This window comes from Rheinheimera fenheensis (assembly GCF_039871805.1).
In the GTDB taxonomy this organism is placed as follows: domain Bacteria; phylum Pseudomonadota; class Gammaproteobacteria; order Enterobacterales; family Alteromonadaceae; genus Alishewanella; species Alishewanella fenheensis.
In genome coordinates, this window is the sequence record NZ_JBDPJM010000007.1 from 51,160 (window position 1) to 70,636 (window position 19,477).

Consider the following 19,477-nt stretch of genomic DNA (forward strand, 5'->3'; position numbering starts at 1 on the left):
ACCTCACGTGTGCGTAGTTACGCTACTTTATTTTCTTTTTCAGCTTTTGCTCAAGCGCCGCAATTTCCTGCTTTCGACCACTGTCGGCCAGTGGTCGGTCTGGCCGTGCCGGGGCCTGTTTCGCTAGTTCAAGATAGCGCATAGCCGCTTTATAGTCGCGTTCTTCAGTTAAAAATTCTGCATAAAAATAATTTGGATCAATACCTTGCGGGTTTATTTCCAACGCTTTGGTTAATAATTGTTTGGCTTTTTTGTCACTGCCAAAGCCTACAGGCCAGCCGGGCACTTTGTAATACAACACACCCAGGCTGGTATAGGCCGAGCCTTGCAGTGCATCGGGTTGTATACTTAGCGCCTGCTCTAAGTCCGCTTTTGAACGTTTGGTTAAATCAAGTGCCCCCAAGCCGCCCTTAGCACCGGCATAACTTGAAGCGATGATGCCGCGCCAAATATAGGCCTCGGCTTTATCAGTGTTGCTGTTAACTACCTGATCTGCCTGTTGCAATAACTGTTCAAATGCCTGTTCGCGTTTATCTTCATCTAGCTGATAGTTAATTTCGGCCCAGCGTTGTTGCAAGGGTTTAATATCGGTCATGACATCTGCACTGGCCATACCCTGCAAAAAAAGCAGCGGTAACACTAAAAACGTAATCTTTTTCATGACATTACTCCTGGTTTAAAAGGTTAGCCTGCATACTTTCGTCAAGCGTTAGCCGTAGTAAAAAACTGCTTAATTTGCTTTAATTTGGCGCCAAGCGCTCTGTCTACCAAAGCCGGAAATAACCCGTTTAGCCGGATAAATACGTTTTCTGCCGCCCCCAGATAGCAGCGCGCTGAACCCCGCTCTAACTGACGCAGCATGGCTTTCGCTACCTGCTCTGGGCTATCCACACCCTGCCCCAGTGCTTTATTCATGGCATCGACTGCCGGTGAATTAATCGCTGTCTTGGTTGCCCGCGGTGCCAGATAAAGCACCTTAACGTCACTGTTATGCAGCTCACGCCTAAGCGCCTCGGTATAGCCGCGCAAACCAAACTTACTGGCGCAATAGCCGGTAAAGCCGGCATAACCGATGCTGCCAAAGGTTGAACCCACCATCAGTACCGAACCGCGTCTTTGTTGAATAAGTGGCAATAGCAACTGTGTCAACTGCATAGGTGCAAGCAAATTAGTCTGAATAAGCGCAGCATAATCCTGCTGCTGCTCAGCAGAAAACTGGCTGATGCCGGCGTTATTAATCAGCACATCGAGCCCACCCAGCGTGGTGCAATACTGATATAACGCTTGAAGGGCAGCGTGATCGGTTAAATCGGCGGCAAAGGTACGTATTTTGTCAGGTGCAGTAGCATGCAGTTCAGTTAAAGCACTGGCATCGCGCCCGGTAATGACGACTTCTGCACCGGCACGTGTTAATTCCCCTAGCATTGCCCGGCCAATGCCGCCGGTAGCACCAGTTAACAATACGCGCTTATGTTGCAGCGTGTTCATGCGGCTTGCTCCATACGTTGTAAACCATGTGGCTGTTCCAGCGAGCGGAAAATATCGCCGTACAGGCGATAAAAACGTTTGGCCGCATGAATAATAATGGCCTGGTCTTTCTCATCAGTTATCTGGTTCATCAGGTTTTCATAAAATTTAATGTGTTCCTGATCCAAGGCGCCATGCGAGTTCAGATAAGTGAAGGCTTTGCGACGCAATTTAAGTTTTGTGGCGATTTGGCTGGCAGCCTGCTCGGCCAGGTTAATGGACGTGCCTTCAAGCACCAGCACCATGCCAAAGAACGCCAGCGGACTCGTGCGGTTGACCGCATCATAAGCGTAAGACACCATCATTTCGGTGGCAAACGCCGGTGTGCTGTTACGTGCCTGCTCTTTGTCAAAGCCACAGGCAGCAATATCATTCAGCACCCATTCCTGATGACCCAATTCCTCTTCGATATATTCTGCTACCGCTTCGCGCAGCCATTCTTTATCTTCAGTTAAGCGCGCACCCACTGCCATCAACAGCGGCACTGTGTGTTTTACATGGTGGTAAGCCTGTTGTAAAAAAGCCACATAGTGATCCAGCGTAAAATCACCGTCAAAACAGCGTTTAATTATCGGTGCAGACAGCAGGTATTGCCGCGCTTCGGTAGTGGCTTCAAGCAGTACGGGATAAAAATTCATGCGATGCTCCTGTTACAGGTGTGTCAAAGTCAGAAAAAAGTTGATTGATTATCGCAACATACTTTTGCTTAATAGCATCGCGCCGCAGCCTGCCGTTATCTGTTAGCGTGTTATCGCTGACAGAAAATGGCTGTCCGATCCGCTGATAACGTGTAATTTGTGCGTAATCCGGTAACTGTTGATTAATGCGGGTAATACAATTAGTAATGGCGATATCACTGACTGCCGGCATGGCAAAGATAAGCGCGGCACAACTCGGCTGCGCATCACCGAGCAGCATAGCCTGGGTAATGATGCCACTGTCAGTCAGCAGGCTCTCTACCCACTCTGGTGAAATATTGCGGCCGAAACTGTTAATGAGCATGTTTTTACGCCGGCCTAAAATACGTAGCTCGCCCTGACAGGTGAATTCGGCCAGATCGCCCGTGTATAATTTGTCCGTTGCAGAGCCAGGCTGGCCCAGGTAACCTAAAAACGGCGTATTTACCACAAGCTCACCGTCAATGATCTCAACGTCCCGGCAACTCAGTGGTAAACCCACTGTATCAGTTGCAGTCCTGGCCGAGTTATCAGACAAGGCGACTACTGAGGCGCATTCACTTAAACCATAGCCCTGATACACCGGTAAATTAGCTTTAGCTGCTTGCTGTAGCAAAGTGGGCGAAACATAGGCTCCGCCAACGGCAATAAACTGCAGGCTCTGCGGCGCCATCCAGCCTTTTGCTGTCGCCTGCAGTAAAAACTTCAGCAGCTCTGGGACTAAAATCAGACTTTTTGGCTGAGTCTGGCTGATTAGCTGCAGTAGCGCCTGCGGGTCCACCAACCTGCTGCCAACAAAGCCACGTAAGCGATCAGGCGCAACAATCACCTCACCACTGGCAAGCAACGGGGCGTATACGCCGGCGATATTCTCTAATAAGGTAGGTAGGGGTAGTAAACATAAATGCCGCGGTGGGCCGTCGCATAAATGTTCAACCCGGGCTTTCAGTGCCAATGCGACGTCTAGTTGAGCTTGCAGCGACAAACAAACACCCTTTGGCGCACCGGTAGAACCTGAGGTAAAGGTAATTTTTTGTGTACCTGTAGGCACAACGACGCTTGATTGCCCCAAACGCCGATAAATCAGTAAACCATCTAATTCTTCCTGCAAGCTGCAGGCGGGATCTGACAGCGGGCTATCAGTTATCCAGATATCAGGTTGTAGACTAGAAATCACACTTTGCTGCTGTGCTTCACTCAAATAAGTCGGCAAAGGGGTCAGCACCCGTTCTGCCGCTAAGCAGGCTAAATCGATTATTATCCAGCTGAGACTGCTATCAGCGCTAATGACAACCCTTTTCGCACCATAAGCTAGCAGCACGGTTTGCCACCGGTTGATTTTTTCTGCAATGCCATCAGCATCCAGCGTCACGCCGCTGCCAATATCCGTTAAAGTAGCACCAGGTGCCAACGCTATCTGCATCACACTGACTCCTGTAAACTGTCAACTAGGGCATGCAACTGCGGCCAATGCCGAAAAATCAGCCGCTGTAAGCGTGTATCAGCATTGATCCTTTGGGCTACCTGCTCCACAGACAAAGCGCAAACCTGTGGCTGGGTCTGGTAATAACTGCCCCAATCCTGTGCTTTATCGCCGAGCAGTGCCGGATCAGCAGGTGCTAACACCCTTAGCGACACACCGTGGCGACGTAACATGTGACTAAGATCTGCTGTTGCAGCAAAAACGAGTTGGCGAATATTGAGCTGATATAACGCCTGCACTGTCAGCACAAAAAGTGGCATTAATGCTAAAGGGTTAGCGGCGTATAAATGGCCTATTTCAGCAATGTCTTCACGCCGGCAATTAATGGCGTGTTGCTTAAGCATCTGCTCGGCTTTAAGGTGTAAGTATTGTTCGGTAAATAAGGTGTGCTGACGGGCAAAGCGAATACCCAGCGCCGCCTGAAGTGCACCGAAGTGCTGCACGCCGGCAAGATAAGGCATAAATTGCGTTACTTTTGCCTGATAGTGGCGAGAAAATCCGTTTGTAATAAACTGCTCTAGCGCGGGCCTGCTCGGATGTTCAACATCGGCCAGCATTAATAAGGCCGTGTTAGGATCACGCGCAGGCTGAAGCAGTGGGCTTACAGCGATTTGACTGTTGGTGCTAAGCAAATGGGCACTGTGCATAACGGACTCCTGTATTACCGTTAGCAACAGTGTGTAGTACCAACCTTAAAGTAATCTTAAGGTTGTTAAATTAATTTCTGCCTTATGGGGCCGATAACAACTGTTCGACACTGGCGATACATTGCTCCATTCGCTGGTAATAATCTGCAGCATCTATCACCACAAAGCGTTCGGTAGCAAAACCGTAGTGCTGATAAAGCGCCATCAGTTTATCAAAACTTAGTGCTCTCACTTCTGGCTCACCCAACTCCCTCATGCCATCAGCTACCCAGGGCACCGTTGGCTTTAGCGCTATCACTAAATCGTATTTACCAGGGTCGATAAAGCTCTCTACCCGACTGGCCACTTCGCCTAAAAACACCTGGCTAAAGAACGCCGTCACCACAGCATCGGTGTCAAAAAAACACACTTTATTGGCGCTACGAAGCGCCTGTAAATCCTGCTCATACTGAAGGTGCGCAATACGGTTAAAATCTTCCAAATCAAATAAATCACCGTTACCCCCGACGACGTCATGCTGATAATCCCGGCCCAGCTCTTCTGACCAGGAGCTGCAATAGACCTTGGCCAGTTTACGGGTTAAGGTGGTTTTACCGCAGGACTCTGGCCCGGTAATAAGCACCTTACGGGCAAAAAATGGCCTGGCAGAGCCAGCAATATAGTCCCAATGTTTATACGGGTGTTCACGAATTTCCGTGCCACTAATTGGCCATTGCGTGCGCTGCGGATCTAATACCTGATATTGAATGCCCGGAAAAAATTGCTTATGGCCATCACGGTAGCTCTCTTCCCCGCCAAAAATCACACTAAAGGCTGTTGGCACAGTGTGTTTAAGTTGACGGGCATAGTCACCCCAGCCTTGCGGAAACGGCGCTGACGCATCATCGTTTTGTAGCAGCACGTCAATACCCAAGCCCTGTAACTCTTGTGATAACCAGCGCTGACGCAGCACACCGCTAATATAAGGCAAGCCGGCCTGACGGCACAGTTCGCCATCTTCTACCGTACGCTCACTTATCACCACATAGAGTTTGTCACACAGCGCATGGGCGCGCAGTATGGCGGTAATATGGCCGCGATGCGGTGGTAAAAACTTACCCGGAAAAACACCTGTTTTCATAGCTCGTTATCCAGCCCATTTCGCTGCGTTGTTGTAGCGCATTAAAGCTTAATTTCGCCACAGCGAGAAGCTTATAAGACTATTTTTAATGTGTTTTGAAAACAAAAAACCCGCTAAATCAGCGGGTTTTTTACGTTAGCTACCACTATTACCAGCCAGTAACTTCTTTTAATGCTTTACCGATGTCAGCTAAGCTCTTAACAGTCTTAACGCCAGCGTCTTCCAGTGCAGCGAATTTTTCATCAGCTGTACCTTTACCGCCAGAGATAATGGCACCAGCGTGGCCCATACGCTTACCAGCAGGTGCAGTAACACCAGCAATGTAAGATACTACAGGCTTAGTCACGTTAGCTTTGATGTAAGCTGCCGCTTCTTCTTCTGCAGAACCACCGATTTCACCGATCATGACGATGGCTTCAGTTTGTGGATCTTCCTGGAATAACTTCAGGATGTCGATGAAGTTAGAACCCGGGATTGGGTCACCACCGATACCAACACAGGTAGACTGGCCGAAACCGTAATCAGTAGTTTGTTTTACCGCTTCATACGTCAGAGTACCTGAACGAGACACGATACCTACTTTACCTGGCTTGTGAATGTGGCCTGGCATGATACCAATCTTACATTCGCCCGGAGTGATAACGCCTGGGCAGTTAGGGCCAATTAAGCGTACGCCTAATTCGTCACACTTAACTTTAGCATCCAGCATATCGAGTGTAGGAATACCTTCAGTGATACAAACGATAAGTTTAATACCGCCGTTAGCCGCTTCCAGGATAGAGTCTTTACAGAAAGGCGCTGGTACGTAGATCACAGAGGCTTCTGCACCCGTTGCTTCTACCGCTTCTTTCACAGTGTTAAACACTGGCAGACCTAAATGCGTTTGACCGCCTTTACCTGGCGTTACACCGCCAACCATCTTAGTACCGTAAGCAATAGCTTGCTCAGAGTGGAAAGTACCCTGTGCACCAGTGAAGCCCTGACAAATTACTTTGGTATCTTTATTAATTAAAACGCTCATTGCTTACCCCTTATGCCTTAGCCGCTGCTGCAACAACTTGTTTGGCAGCGCCAGTCAGGTCTGTGTCAGCGATAATGTTCAGGCCACTTTCTTGCAGCACTTTCGCACCCAGTTCTGCGTTGTTACCTTGCAGGCGAACAACTACTGGTACTTTAACGCCAACTTCTTTCACTGCGCCGATCACACCTTCAGCGATCATGTCACAACGCACGATACCACCGAAAATGTTGATGAATACGGCTTTAACAGCGTCATCAGACAGGATAATTTTGAATGCTTCAACCACGCGCTCTTTGGTCGCGCCGCCACCAACATCCAGGAAGTTAGCTGGTTGGCCACCGTGCAGCTTAACGATGTCCATAGTACCCATTGCCAGGCCAGCACCGTTAACCATACAACCGATGTCGCCACCTAAAGCAACATAGTTCAGCTCCCACGAAGCAGCGTGCGCTTCACGTGGATCTTCCTGTGATGGATCCTGCATTTCTTTCAATTCAGGGTGACGGTATAACGCGTTACCATCGATAACCAGTTTCGCATCTAAACAGTGCAGATCGCCAGCAGGCGTGATAACCAGCGGGTTAACTTCTAACAATGCCAGATCTTTTTCCTGGAATAATTTAGCCAGGCCCATGAAAATTTTCACGAACTGGTTTACTTGCTTGCCTTCCAGGCCCAGTTTGAACGCTAACTCACGGCCTTGGTATGGCTGAGCGCCTACTAATGGGTCGATTGCCGCTTTCAGAATTTTTTCCGGGGTTTCGTGGGCTACGGTTTCGATTTCCACACCACCTTCAGTAGAGGCCATAAACACGATACGACGTGAAGAACGGTCTACAACAGCACCTAAGTAAAGTTCTTTTGCGATATCTGTACAGGTTTCAACCAGAATACGGCTTACCGGCTGACCTTTTTCGTCTGTCTGGTAAGTCACTAGGTTTTTGCCCAGCCATTTTTCTGCGAACGCGCGGATTTCATCTTTGCTCTTAACCAGCTTTACACCGCCCGCTTTACCACGGCCACCGGCGTGAACCTGAGCTTTGACAACAAACATGTCGCCGCCGATTTTATCTGCAGCTGCTACCGCTTCTTCAACTGTAGCTGCGGCAATGCCTTTAGATACAGGCAAACCATATTGGGCAAACAGTTGCTTACCCTGATACTCGTGCAAATTCATGGCTATTTTCCGTTCATTTGAATATGGAGACTGCCCTTTTGGTGCAGCCTGACTTTTGATCGGCGCATATTATAGTGCCAACCGCTCAGATAAAAAATGCTGTTGTCCTAAAACAACAGCATTTTTACTTACTTTTTTTGGATAATTAGATATCCAGCAGAATACGGGTTGGATCTTCCAACAATTCTTTAATGGTAACCAGGAAGCCTACAGACTCTTTACCGTCGATAATACGGTGATCGTATGACAGTGCCAGATACATCATTGGCAGAATTTCCATCTTGCCATCCACTACCATTACACGGTCCTGAATTTTGTGCATTCCCAAAATTGCTGACTGTGGTGGGTTGATGATTGGCGTAGACATCAGTGAACCAAACACACCACCGTTAGTGATAGTGAAGTTACCGCCGGTTAAGTCATCCATCGCCAGCTTACCGTCACGACCTTTAATCGCTAAGTCTTTAATGGCTTTTTCGATTTCAGCCAGGTTCATCTTGTCGCAGTCACGCAGTACCGGTGTTACCAGACCACGCGGCGTAGATACTGCAATGCTGACATCGAAGAAGTTGTGATAAACGATATCATCGCCATCGATAGCGGCGTTTACTTCAGGGAAACGCTTCAGCGCTTCTGTTACCGCTTTAACATAGAACGACATAAAACCTAAACGGATGCCGTGACGTTTCTCAAATACGTCTTGGTACTGCTTGCGCAGATCCATAATGGGCTTCATATTCACTTCGTTAAAGGTTGTTAACATCGCCGTTGAGTTTTTCGCGTCTAACAGACGGTTAGCGATGGTCTTACGCAGACGTGTCATAGGTACACGTTTCTGGCTACGATCACCGGCTACCGCAGCAACAGGAGCAGCTGCTGGTGCTGCGGCTTTGGCTGGTGCGCCGGCAACAAACTTCTCAACGTCTTCTTTGGTCACGCGGCCATTTTTGCCAGTGCCTTTAATTTTGCTGGCATCTAAGCCTTTTTCTGCAATCATACGACGTACTGACGGGCTTAAGGCATCGTCGCTGCTATCATCGGCCTTGGCTTCAGAAGTTGCAGCTTTACTGTCGTCCTGCTTCGCCGGTGCATCGTCTTTTTTCGCCGCCGGTGCGCCACCGGCTTCCATCTTACCGATCACCTGCTCTGCAGTGACAGTAGCGCCGGTATCATGAATGATTTCGCCCATTACGCCATCGGCCTGCGCAACCACTTCAAGTACCACTTTGTCGGTTTCAATATCAACTAATACCTGATCACGTGTCACGGCTTCACCGGTTTTTACGTGCCAGGTGGCGATGGTTGCATCTGCAACAGATTCTGGAAGTACGGGTACTTTAATTTCCACTTTTTCACCTTTTAGCGGTTGGTCTTATTTGGTAAACCAGCCCGCAGCGCGGGCCGGACAATCAATTTAGCTACTTATTTCAGCGTCAGGGCGTCGTTAACCAGTGCCTGCTGCTGCTTGTTATGCACCGACAGATAACCCACTGCTGGCGACGAAGACGCTTCGCGACCGGCATAAGTTAAATAACCAGCTTTTGGAATAGCAGCACGGAAATGATGCTGGCTGCAGTACCATGCACCCTGGTTTTGTGGCTCTTCCTGACACCAGACAAAGTCGGTCACATGCTGATACTGGCTTAATACTTCAGCCATCTCGTCGTGCGGGAACGGATAAAGCTGTTCAACACGGACAATAGCCACATCGTTTTGCTCGCGCTTACGACGCTCTTCCAGCAGTTCGTAGTACACCTTACCGCTACAGAACACCACACGCTTGACGTTTTCTGGCTTGATATCGTCAATCTCACCAATTACGTTATGGAATTTACCTGATGCCAGTTCATCCAGCGTTGACGTCGCTAACGGGTGACGCAACAGTGACTTAGGCGACATGACGATTAACGGCCGGCGCATTGGCCGCACCATTTGCCGGCGCAGCATGTTAAATACTTGTGCAGGCGTCGTCGGTACACACACCTGCATGTTGTGGTCAGCACACAGTTGCAGGAAGCGCTCTAAGCGGGCGGAAGAGTGCTCTGGGCCCTGACCTTCATAGCCATGCGGCAGCAACAGGGTTAAACCACACAGGCGGCCCCATTTCTGCTCGCCAGAACTTAAAAATTGGTCAATCACTACCTGAGCACCGTTGGCGAAATCACCAAACTGGCCTTCCCAAATGACCATGGCACGCGGCTCTGCCGTAGCATAGCCGTATTCAAACGCCAGTACTGCCTCTTCTGATAAGGCAGAGTCATATACCTGGAATGGCGCCTGCTCTGCACTGATATGTTCAAGCGGCGTATAGGTGCTGGCGTCAGTCTGGTTGTGTAGTACGGCATGACGGTGAAAGAAAGTACCACGGCCTGAGTCCTGACCAACGATACGGATACGGTGACCTTCGGCAACGGTGGCTGCATAAGCCAGAATTTCGGCAAAGCCCCAGTCGATCTTTTTCTCGCCTGCCAGCATAAGGGCGCGGTCTTCATACACCCGTCCAACTTGTCGTTGCAACGTATGGCTTGATGGAATAGCGGTGGCTTTTTTACCCAGTTCTACCAGCTTGTCTACCGACAGACTGGCATCATAAGTGGCATCCCAGTCGTGACCTAAAAACGGTGTCCAGTCAACAGAACTTTCTGTCATCGGCCGCCACTCTTCGACCACGCAGTCGCCTTTATCCAGCGCATTACGATACTGCTCGGCCAGCTCAGTGATTTGGCTGTCGCTAAACAAGCCTTCAGCCACCAGCTTTTTGGCGTAAATGTCGCGCGGTGTTGGATGTTTTTTGATTTTCTGGTACATCAGCGGCTGAGTCGCATTCGGCTCATCGGCTTCGTTGTGGCCGTTACGGCGGTAACATACCAGGTCAATTACCACGTCGCGTTTAAAGGTGTTACGGTAATCCACCGCCAGCTGGGCAACAAATACCACGGCTTCTGGATCATCACCGTTGACATGGAAAATAGGCGCCTGCACCATCTTGGCAATATCAGTACAGTATTCAGTCGAGCGGGTATCTTCCGGATTCGAGGTGGTAAAACCTACCTGGTTGTTAATAACGATACGGATAGAGCCGCCCACTTTAAAGGCGCGTGTTTGTGAAATATTAAAGGTTTCCGCTACCACACCCTGACCAGCAAAAGCAGAGTCACCGTGTATAGTAATGGGCAGAGCTAAAGAGCCGTCTGTACAGCCACGACGGTCTAACCGGGCACGTACAGAGCCCATAACTACCGGGTTAACAATTTCAAGGTGTGACGGGTTAAACGCCAGCGCTAAATGCACGTTGCCACCTGAGGTAGCGAAATCTGACGAGAAACCCATATGATATTTCACGTCACCGGCACCAACCACTTCATAACGGCCGGCAAATTCATCTACCAGTTTCGACGGGTTTTTACCTAACACGTTAATTAACGTGTTTAAGCGTCCGCGGTGCGCCATACCGATAACACAGTCTTTCGCGCCCTGCTCGCCAGCGCGATGAATCATCGCCTTAAGCATCGGAATAAGCGCATCACCACCTTCTAAACCAAAGCGCTTGGCGCCCGGGAATTTAGCAGCCAAATATTTCTCTAAACCATCAGCGGCCACTAAACCATTTAAAATGCGGGCCTTAGCGTCTTTATCGTATGAAGGTGCCGACTGAATCGACTCTAAGCGCTGCTGGATCCAACGTTTTTCATCGGTAGAGACGATATGCATATACTCAGCACCGATAGAACCACAGTAGGTTTTTTCCAGTGCTTTGTGTAAATCACCCAGTTTCATGGTTTCTTTGCCGATGGCAAATGATCCAACATTAAACTCAGTATCGTAATCACTTTCTGACAGGTCGTGATAAGACAACTCTAAATCGCGTACACGTGACTGCTTCCATAAACCCAGCGGGTCAAGATTGGCCTGCTGATGGCCACGGAAACGGTAAGAGTTAATTAGCTGTAATACTTTAACCTGACGGCTGTCAGAGGCCGAACCGGAATTTACCACCACCACTTCGCGGTGTTTGTTACGGGCTAATTCGGCAAATTGCTGTCTGACGTCTGAATGACGGGTTTCTAGGTCAACGCCATCAAGCTTGGGCAATTTGGCGAAAAACTCACGCCATTCGTCACCGACGCTGGTAGGTTCAGCTAAGTAGGATTCATAGAGCTCATCAACGTAGGCCATGTTGCCGCCGCCCAAATGGGACGACTCTAACCACGCCTTCATTACACCTTCGTGCATTTAGTTTCCCTTAATTTCCGCGCACCTGGAAAAAGTAGCAAAAAAACGGCCTGGTTGCACCCAACCAGGCAGTTTTTCATGCACATACCAAAAAAGGGCGCATTACAGCGCCCGGTTTAACAACATAGATTTAATCTCACCAATAGCTTTGGTGGGGTTTAACCCTTTTGGACATACGTTAACGCAGTTCATAATGCCGTGGCAGCGAAATACGCTAAATGCATCGTCCAGATCGTTTAACCGCTGCTCGGTGGCCGTGTCACGGCTATCTGCCAGGAAGCGGTATGCATGTAACAAACCCGCCGGGCCGATAAACTTGTCCGGGTTCCACCAGAACGACGGACAAGACGTTGAGCAACAAGCGCACAAGATACACTCGTACAGGCCGTCCAGCTTAGCGCGCTCTTCAGGCGACTGCAAAAACTCACCGGCTGGTGGTAACTTGCTGTCGTTAATTAAGTACGGCTTAACCTTCTCGTACTGCGTATAGAACTGACTCATATCAACCACCAGGTCACGCACTACCGGCAAGCCCGGCAGTGGCCGCACCACAATTTTACCGCCTTTTAAACCGGCAGCCGATAAGGGTGTAATACAGGCCAGGCCGTTTTTACCGTTAATGTTTAAACCATCAGAGCCACATACACCTTCACGGCAGCTGCGGCGGAACGATAAGGTTGGATCCTGCTCTTTTAACTTCAGTAGCGCATCCAGCACCATCATGTCCCGGCCTTCCGGGTTATCCAGCGTGTAATCCTGCATGCGCGGCGCTTTGTCGACATCAGGGTTATAACGATAGATGGAAAATACTAACTTCTGCATCGCTGTCTGCCCTCTTAATACTTACGCGCTTTCGGTGGGAAAGCTTCACGGAATTTAGGCTCTAAATTCACTTTACGCTTAAACATCGACTCAGTGTCCGGCGTATAAACGCTGTGGCACAGCCAGTTCTCATCATCGCGCTCAGGGAAGTCAAAACGGGCATGCGCTCCACGACTCTCTGTACGGAAGTTAGCTGCAACAGCGGTAGAGAATGCGGTTTCCATCAGGTTATCCAGCTCCAGACATTCAATACGCTGGGTATTAAAATCTGAGCTCTTATCATCCAGACGGGCATACTTTAAGCGTTCACGGATCTCTTTTAACTGGGCTAAGCCATCTGCCATCGCCTGACCTTCACGGAATACCGAGAAGTTAAGCTGCATGCAGTTTTGCAGATCTTTCTTAATCTGTACCGGGTCTTCGCCCTGGCCTGGCTTGCTGTCTTCCCAGCGACGGGTACGCGCTAAAGCGGCGTCCAGATCTGACTGGCTGGCAGCACGGCCTTCTGAGGTAGCAGCCAGCGCTTCACCTAAATGTAAACCGGTCGCGCGGCCAAATACTACCAAGTCTAACAGTGAGTTACCACCCAGGCGGTTAGCACCATGTACTGACACACAAGCAATTTCACCACAGGCAAATAAGCCCGGCACTACCGCTTCTGAACCGTCCGCTTTAGGCGAAATAACCTGACCATGCACGTTAGTTGGAATACCACCCATCATATAGTGACAGGTTGGAATAACCGGAATAGGCTCTTTTACCGGGTCAACGTGAGCAAAGGTACGTGACAGTTCACAGATACCCGGCAGACGGCTTTCAAGTACTTCTTCACCTAAGTGATCCAGTTTCAGTTTAATGTGCACGCCCCATGGGCCATCGCAACCGCGGCCTTCACGGATTTCCGTCATCATGGCGCGGGCAACAACGTCACGGCCGGCTAAGTCTTTAGCGTTTGGCGCGTAACGCTCCATAAAGCGCTCGCCGTCTTTATTCAGTAAGTAACCGCCTTCACCGCGGCAGCCTTCGGTAACCAGGGTACCGGCACCGGCAATACCGGTTGGGTGGAATTGCCACATTTCCATATCTTGCAGTGGCACACCTGCACGCAGCGCCATACCAACACCGTCACCGGTGTTAATGTGCGCGTTTGTGGTAGAGGCATAAATACGGCCTGCACCACCGGTAGCTAATACTGTCGCTTTAGCTTTGAAATAAACAATTTCGCCGGTTTCGATATCAATAGCGGTACAACCTACTACAGCACCATCTTGGTTTTTCACCAGATCCAGCGCGTACCACTCAGAGAATACCTGAGTTTTATTTTTTACGTTTTGCTGATACAGCAAGTGCAGCAAAGCATGACCGGTACGGTCAGCCGCGGCTGCAGTACGGGCGGCTTGCTCGCCACCGAAATTTTTCGACTGGCCACCAAACGGACGCTGATAAACACGGCCGTTTTCAAAACGTGAAAACGGTAAACCCATATTTTCCAGCTCAGTAATGGCTTCAGGGCCGGTTTTACACATGTATTCGATAGCGTCCTGGTCACCGATATAATCGGAGCCTTTAACGGTATCGAACATATGCCATTCCCAGTTATCTTCATGGCTGTTGCCAAGCGCAACAGTAATACCACCCTGGGCAGATACCGTATGAGAACGGGTTGGAAACACTTTAGATAATAAGGCGCAGCTTAAACCAGACTGCGTAATTTGCAGTGCAGCACGCATGCCGGCACCACCAGCACCAATAACAATGGCGTCAAATTCTCTTACTGGAATAGTCACTTAAGCACCCCACAAAACAAACAGGCCAACGGCAACATAGGCAAACGCCAGCGCATACAGGAAGAATTGCAATACGGCACGTAGTGCAGCTGATTTAATATAATCAGTCAGCACCTGCCATAAACCGATGCGGGTGTGCACGGCAATAGACACTAAAGCTAACAAGGTAAATACTTTAACCAGCGTATTGGCAAACAGCGCTTGCCAAACCTCAAAGGTAACTTCCGGCGTAATAATGAAGAAACCTAAAATAAACACACTGTATAGCGCCAGCACTATGGCTGTTGCCCGCAGTGAAACATAATCCTGCACACCATCGCGTTTCAGGCTTGCCTGATTTAGAACCATAACCATACTCCTGCTAATACTGCTAATACTACCCACAGTGCGATCGCCAGTTTGGCGCTTAAATTACCGGATTTCAGCTCTTCCCAGTGCCCCATGTCCATAATCAGGTGACGGATACCGCCCACCAGATGGTAAATAAGTACTGTGATAGTGCCCCAGGCAATGAATTTCGCCAAATGTGATGTCATCAGCGCTTTCACATAGTCAAAGCTTTGCTGGTCCTGTAACGAGTAGGCCCAGGCCCAGATAACGAATATCAGTGCGAAAAACAATGCTACGCCGGTAACCCGATGCAGGATTGACGCTATGGCAGGTGCCGGAAACGATATGGTAGAGAGGTCGAGATTTACTGGTCTTTGTTTTTTCACAGTGCTTGCCCATCGATGCCCATAATCGAGCTCTTGTTGTCATTGTCGTTGTCATTGCTGTATAAACAGTCAACACCCAACACTTTTACACCCTATCGCTCAAGCTGGATCAGTGCGGCCAGATAAGCAAAAAGTGCTTGCTGGGTGAACTGTTTAAAAACCGCAATAGTATATATTTCACGTCACGCTATTACAATTTTTGTTTGGTTTTGGCTGAAAAAATCCGTAAGCGCAAAATTACACAGTTTGCAACTTACGGCAATAATACTAGAGTCGAATACTTATTAAGCACAAACGCATTAAAATTGACTTTATAGGGTCGTTTGTAGGTAGAATAGCGGCCACTTTGCTAAATTCCTTTAACCCGATACTACAACAACAGGAGAAATCCAATGGCAGATAAAAAGGCCGTCGTGCAGGTCGATGGGAAATCGTTCGAGTTGCCAATATACTCTGGCACCGCCGGCACTGACGTAATTGATGTTCGCGCCTTGGGTCAGCATGGTTACTTCACTTTCGATCCGGGTTTTATGTCTACCGGTTCATGTGAGTCTAAAATTACCTACATCGATGGCGATAACGGCGTGCTGTTGCACCGTGGCTACCCTATCGAGCAGCTGGCAGAACATTCCGACTACCTGGAGCTGTGCTACCTGTTATTAGAAGGTGAATTACCGCAGGCTGAGCAATACAATCAGTTTAAGAACACTATTACCCGTCATACCATGGTGCACGAGAAAATCGCTGCCTTCTTCCAGGGTTTCCGCGTTGACGCTCACCCAATGGCAATGTTGTGTGGTGTAGTCGGTGCCATGTCGTCGTTCTATCACTCAGATTTAGATATTAACGATCCGATGCAGCGTAAGCGCAGTGCGCACCGCTTAATAGCCAAACTGCCTACCTTGGCAGCGATGGCTTATAAGTACACTGTTGGTCAGCCGTTTGTTTATCCGCGTAACGACTTAAGCTACGCTGAAAACTTCCTGCATATGATGTTCTCAGTGCCAGCAGAAGAATACAAAGTCAGCCCGATCCTGGCTAAAGCCATGGACCGCATCTTCATGCTGCACGCTGATCACGAGCAAAACGCATCAACCTCTACCGTGCGCTTAGCCGGTTCATCTGGAGCAAACCCTTATGCCTGTATTGCGGCCGGTGTTGCCTCACTGTGGGGCCCGGCACATGGTGGTGCCAACGAAGCTTGTCTGAAGATGTTACAACAGATTGGTAAAGTTGAGCGCATTCCGGAGTTTGTTGCCCGTGCTAAAGATAAGAACGACAGCTTCCGTTTAATGGGCTTTGGCCACCGCGTATACAAAAACTTTGACCCACGTGCCAAGGTAATGCGTGAGACCTGCCATGAAGTGCTTAAAGAGCTGAACATTAAAGACCCATTGCTGGATGTGGCGATGGAGCTGGAGCGTATTGCGCTGTCAGACCCCTACTTCATCGAGAAGAAACTGTACCCGAATGTTGATTTCTACTCTGGCATTATCTTAAAAGCCATTGGTATTCCAACCAGTATGTTCACGGTAATTTTTGCCATGTCACGTACTGTGGGCTGGATTTCACACTGGGATGAAATGTTAAGCGAGAAGGGCCACAAAATCGGCCGTCCACGTCAGCTATACACTGGCTATACCTCGCGTGACTTTACACCGCTGAACAAACGTTAAGCCCTGCGCTAATAACGTCATTCTAAAAAAGCGGCTCTGGCCGCTTTTTTGTTGTCTGTTTACGGTTCTGTGCGAACCAACATATTTGCGCCGCTAGCTAAAAGCAGGCAAAATCGCGCCACCAGGCCCAAATCGTTGCGCTTTTACCATGTTCGATGTTAGCTCGTTTCGCCGTCAGTTCGCTTTTTTCCGTCATCATTCAGACTGGGTGTATCTGGACAATGCGGCCACTATGCACAAGCCCGACGCGGTAACAGAGGCCATTAGCAGGTTTTATCAGCAAGACAACAGCAATGTGCATCGTGGTGCGCATAGCTTAAGCCAGCAGGCAACAGCACAATTTGAGCAGGCAAGACACACCATTGCCCGATACATCAATGCACAGTATGACCATGAAGTTATCTTTACCAGTGGTGCCACTGCCGGCTTAAATCAGCTGGCATTTGGCCTGATGCCTACCGTGCTTAAACCCGGCGACCGTATTTTACTTACTCAACTGGAGCATCACGCCAATATCGTGCCCTGGCAACTGCATTGCCAGCGCCATGGCGTCATTATTGATGTCGTGCCGTTAAACAATGAGCGACAACTTGACCTTAATGCTTACCAGCAATTGTTGGCGCTTAAGCCCAAACTGGTCAGCTTCAGCCATATCTCTAATGTGCTGGGGCATATTCAACCGGTGCAACAGATGGTCGCGCTGGCTAAAGCTGCCGGCGCTATTACGGTTGTTGATGGTGCTCAGGGCGTGGTGTATCAGCAGCCCGATATGCAACAGCTAGGCTGCGATTTTTACGTGTTTTCCGGTCACAAACTCTATGGCCCGACCGGCATTGGCGTGATGTATGGGAAAACACATTGGCTGGAGCAGCTCACACCGCTTTATGGCGGCGGTGAAATGATTGACAGCGTCAGTTTTGTTAACACAACCTTTAACAATTTACCTTTTCGATTAGAAGCAGGCACACCCAACATAGCCGGCGTTATCGGCCTAGCAGCCGCCATCAATTGGTTACAGCAATATAACAACACGCAAATAATTGAGCATAAATCGCTGTTATTAAACGCCTTCTTTCAAGGCGCGCGCCAGATCAAAGGCGTAGCAATTTTATCGATGCCTGTGCATAATGCCGGCATAGTGGCATTAAATGTTGACGGCGAACACCCCTCTGATGTGGCAGATCTTTTAAATCAGCAAAAGGTGGCGGTGCGTGCAGGCCAGCACTGTGCCATGCCATTGTTTGATTATCTGGCACTAAGCGGTGCGGTACGAGTTGCCTTCGCCGCCTATAACACGCTGGACGACGTAAACCAGTGCCTGCTCGCCTTGGAGCAAGCCGTGGAGATTTTAACTGCATGAACCTAGAACAACTATTAGCAGATACGGATATCGCGTTACAAGCGATACAGCAGCAGGCCTTGCCTGACATTAAACAAGCAAAAGACTGGCAAACCAAGTACCGTATTCTGATGCAGCTGGGTAAACAGTTGCCACCGCTGCCAGAGAAAATGAAGCAGCAGGAGTTACTGGTAAAAGGCTGTGAAAGTCGGGCCTGGCTGCTGCACTATCACGATAAAAAGCAGGATAAGCACTTTTTTGTGCTGGACAGCGACGCCCGCATTGTTAAAGGCTTAATGGCGATTATGCTGTGTCTGGTCAATGGCATGAGCAGCAGCGCGTTGGCAAAGTTCAACTTAAGCCAACAGTTTGATGAGCTAAACTTAAAACCCTATTTAAGCCAGTCACGTGGCAATGGTTTAACCGCTATGGCAGCACGCATTAAGAGCTGCAGCAGCGCTAAGTAGCCAGTTTCTTTAACACCCTGGACACCGCCGCCAGGCCAAAGCTGGCGGTAACCACCGTAACAGCACCAAAACCACCGCTGCAATCGAGCCGCATACTTGTTACCTCGCCTTCAGCGTTAAGCTGTGGCGTTTTTTGCTGACAAACACTGCCATCCGGCTGCGGATAGACCAGCTGCTCGGTGGAATACACACATTCAATGCCAAAACGCCGTTTCGGGTTACGGCTGTAGTGATAATCACGGCGTAAACTGTTGCGCACTTTAGCGAGCAAAGGATCATTTATGGTTTGAGTTAAATCAGCAATCTGAATTTGCGTCGGATCGGTCTGGCCGCCGGCACCGCCGGTACTGATCAGTTTAATTTTATTGCGTTTGCAGTGCGCCAGCAGCGCCACTTTGGCTTTAATAGAATCTATCGCATCCACCACATAATCCAGCTGCGGGGTAATCAGTGTTTGCAAGTTGTCACTGCTGATAAAATCTTCCACCTGATGCACCACACAATCCGGGTTTACAGCCAGAATACGCTGCGCCATTACCGCCACTTTGTCCTTGCCTATGGTGTCGCTTAATGCGTGCAATTGCCGATTGACGTTGCTAATACAAACATCATCCAAATCGATCAGCGTAATTTCGCCGATACCTGAACGGGCCAGTGCTTCGGCTGCCCAGCTACCTACCCCGCCAATACCGACCACACAGACATGGGCACGGCGAAACTTTTCCAGCGCTGCTGTTCCGTACAAACGGCCAATACCGGCAAAACGTAACTGATAATCGGACATG

18 protein-coding genes are annotated in these 19,477 nt (G+C 49.3%); 3 read left to right on the forward strand and 15 right to left on the reverse strand.

Going from position 1 to position 19,477, the window contains the following annotated elements; translation table 11 throughout:
* Nucleotides 1-22: 22 nt before the first annotated feature.
* From ABGI61_RS11490 to sdhC, 14 genes are all read right to left on the reverse strand, one after another.
* Nucleotides 23-661 carry a tetratricopeptide repeat protein gene (locus ABGI61_RS11490; protein WP_347601172.1) on the reverse strand — a complete coding sequence of 213 codons (639 nt, stop codon included), beginning with the start codon at nucleotides 659-661 and terminating at the stop codon, nucleotides 23-25.
* Nucleotides 662-702: 41 nt separating this feature from the next.
* Nucleotides 703-1,488, reverse strand: coding sequence for an SDR family oxidoreductase (locus tag ABGI61_RS11495; RefSeq protein ID WP_347601174.1), 786 nt, complete (start codon nucleotides 1,486-1,488; stop codon nucleotides 703-705).
* Nucleotides 1,485-2,165 (reverse strand): iron-containing redox enzyme family protein, encoded by a 681-nt coding sequence (locus ABGI61_RS11500; protein WP_347601176.1) that lies wholly within the window; start codon nucleotides 2,163-2,165, stop codon nucleotides 1,485-1,487. Before ABGI61_RS11500 ends, ABGI61_RS11495 begins: the two co-directional genes overlap by 4 nt.
* The gene (locus tag ABGI61_RS11505) at nucleotides 2,140-3,627 is read right to left on the reverse strand and encodes an AMP-binding protein (protein ID WP_347601178.1); all 1,488 of its coding nucleotides are present in this window, start codon (nucleotides 3,625-3,627) and stop codon (nucleotides 2,140-2,142) included. Before ABGI61_RS11505 ends, ABGI61_RS11500 begins: the two co-directional genes overlap by 26 nt.
* Complete coding sequence (locus ABGI61_RS11510; protein ID WP_347601180.1) at nucleotides 3,627-4,334, reverse strand: thermostable hemolysin; 708 nt, start codon at nucleotides 4,332-4,334, stop codon at nucleotides 3,627-3,629. The genes ABGI61_RS11505 and ABGI61_RS11510 overlap by 1 nt, the downstream gene beginning before the upstream one ends.
* Before the next feature lie 82 nt (nucleotides 4,335-4,416).
* Nucleotides 4,417-5,454, reverse strand: a complete 1,038-nt coding sequence (gene nadR / locus ABGI61_RS11515) for a multifunctional transcriptional regulator/nicotinamide-nucleotide adenylyltransferase/ribosylnicotinamide kinase NadR (protein ID WP_347601182.1) — start codon at nucleotides 5,452-5,454, stop codon at nucleotides 4,417-4,419.
* Nucleotides 5,455-5,602: 148 nt separating this feature from the next.
* On the reverse strand, nucleotides 5,603-6,475 hold the full coding sequence (gene sucD / locus ABGI61_RS11520; protein ID WP_347601184.1) for a succinate--CoA ligase subunit alpha: 873 nt from the start codon (nucleotides 6,473-6,475) through the stop codon (nucleotides 5,603-5,605).
* Between the two features lie 10 nt (nucleotides 6,476-6,485).
* On the reverse strand, nucleotides 6,486-7,652 hold the full coding sequence (gene sucC, locus ABGI61_RS11525) for an ADP-forming succinate--CoA ligase subunit beta (RefSeq protein WP_347601186.1): 1,167 nt from the start codon (nucleotides 7,650-7,652) through the stop codon (nucleotides 6,486-6,488).
* 145 nt (nucleotides 7,653-7,797) lie between these two features.
* Nucleotides 7,798-9,000, reverse strand: coding sequence for a 2-oxoglutarate dehydrogenase complex dihydrolipoyllysine-residue succinyltransferase (gene odhB / locus ABGI61_RS11530; RefSeq protein WP_347601188.1), 1,203 nt, complete (start codon nucleotides 8,998-9,000; stop codon nucleotides 7,798-7,800).
* 74 nt (nucleotides 9,001-9,074) lie between these two features.
* A complete protein-coding gene (gene sucA, locus ABGI61_RS11535) occupies nucleotides 9,075-11,885 on the reverse strand; it encodes a 2-oxoglutarate dehydrogenase E1 component (RefSeq protein WP_347601190.1) in 2,811 nt (936 codons plus the stop codon).
* 102 nt (nucleotides 11,886-11,987) lie between these two features.
* Complete coding sequence (locus ABGI61_RS11540; protein ID WP_347601192.1) at nucleotides 11,988-12,707, reverse strand: succinate dehydrogenase iron-sulfur subunit; 720 nt, start codon at nucleotides 12,705-12,707, stop codon at nucleotides 11,988-11,990.
* A 14-nt stretch (nucleotides 12,708-12,721) separates the two neighbouring features.
* Entirely contained in the window at nucleotides 12,722-14,494 is a 1,773-nt protein-coding gene (sdhA, locus tag ABGI61_RS11545; protein WP_347601194.1) for a succinate dehydrogenase flavoprotein subunit, read from the reverse strand.
* Nucleotides 14,495-14,842 carry a succinate dehydrogenase, hydrophobic membrane anchor protein gene (gene sdhD / locus ABGI61_RS11550; protein WP_008223105.1) on the reverse strand — a complete coding sequence of 116 codons (348 nt, stop codon included), beginning with the start codon at nucleotides 14,840-14,842 and terminating at the stop codon, nucleotides 14,495-14,497.
* Nucleotides 14,833-15,210, reverse strand: coding sequence for a succinate dehydrogenase, cytochrome b556 subunit (gene sdhC, locus ABGI61_RS11555; RefSeq protein WP_347601196.1), 378 nt, complete (start codon nucleotides 15,208-15,210; stop codon nucleotides 14,833-14,835). The genes sdhD and sdhC overlap by 10 nt, the downstream gene beginning before the upstream one ends.
* Before the next feature lie 392 nt (nucleotides 15,211-15,602).
* On the opposite strand from sdhC, the gene ABGI61_RS11560 reads away from it, so the two are divergent.
* The 3 genes from ABGI61_RS11560 (at nucleotide 15,603) to ABGI61_RS11570 (ending at nucleotide 18,692) form a co-directional block, all read left to right on the forward strand.
* A complete protein-coding gene (locus ABGI61_RS11560; protein ID WP_347601198.1) occupies nucleotides 15,603-16,886 on the forward strand; it encodes a citrate synthase in 1,284 nt (427 codons plus the stop codon).
* A 148-nt stretch (nucleotides 16,887-17,034) separates the two neighbouring features.
* The gene (locus ABGI61_RS11565) at nucleotides 17,035-18,246 is read left to right on the forward strand and encodes an aminotransferase class V-fold PLP-dependent enzyme (protein WP_347601200.1); all 1,212 of its coding nucleotides are present in this window, start codon (nucleotides 17,035-17,037) and stop codon (nucleotides 18,244-18,246) included.
* Nucleotides 18,243-18,692, forward strand: a complete 450-nt coding sequence (locus ABGI61_RS11570) for a SufE family protein (RefSeq protein ID WP_347601202.1) — start codon at nucleotides 18,243-18,245, stop codon at nucleotides 18,690-18,692. The genes ABGI61_RS11565 and ABGI61_RS11570 overlap by 4 nt, the downstream gene beginning before the upstream one ends.
* On the opposite strand, the gene tcdA is transcribed toward ABGI61_RS11570, so the two are convergent.
* Nucleotides 18,685-19,476, reverse strand: a complete 792-nt coding sequence (tcdA, locus tag ABGI61_RS11575) for a tRNA cyclic N6-threonylcarbamoyladenosine(37) synthase TcdA (RefSeq protein WP_347601204.1) — start codon at nucleotides 19,474-19,476, stop codon at nucleotides 18,685-18,687. The genes ABGI61_RS11570 and tcdA overlap by 8 nt on opposite strands.
* Nucleotide 19,477 lies beyond the last annotated feature (1 nt).